The following is a 523-nucleotide window of genomic DNA, read 5'->3' on the forward strand; positions in this document are numbered from 1 at the left end:
CCGGGGAGTGCAGGGCGCGACGGGCCGCCCGGGTGCGGCGGCGGTCCGCGCCGGACTCGCGTTCACCGTCCGCACCCCGCAGGTCCGGGGCGCGTTCCTGGCCGACCTGGCCGCCACGCTGCTGGCCATGCCGATCGCGCTGTTCCCGGTGATCAACGAGGAGAAGTTCGGCGGCCGGCCGGAGATCCTCGGGCTGTTCGTCACGGCCGTCGCCGTCGGCGGGGTGTTCGCGTCGGTGCTGTCCGGCCTGGCCACCCACCGCCGCCACCCCGGAGCGGTGCTGCTGGTCTGCGGGGCCGTCTGGGCTGTGGCGCTGGGTCTGGTCGGGCTCAGCGGCCACCTGCTCGTCGTGCTGGGTCTGCTGGCGGTGGCCGGCGGGGCCGACACCTGGGCGGTGGTGTCCCGGGGCACGGTGGTGCAGACGGTGACGCCGGCCGCGTACCGGGGGCGGGTGGCCTCGCTGGAGCACATCGTCGGCTCGGCCGGGCCGCAGCTCGGCAATCTGCGGGCCGGTCTGGTCGCC

General features: G+C 76.7%; 1 protein-coding gene. It reads left to right on the forward strand.

The window, feature by feature from the left end; all coding sequences use genetic code 11:
• Positions 1 to 523: MFS transporter (locus AB0C29_RS43875; protein ID WP_360833649.1), on the forward strand; the 523-nt coding region annotated here is incomplete at both ends.

This window comes from Actinoplanes sp. NPDC048791, assembly GCF_040650095.1.
In the GTDB taxonomy this organism is placed as follows: domain Bacteria; phylum Actinomycetota; class Actinomycetes; order Mycobacteriales; family Micromonosporaceae; genus Actinoplanes.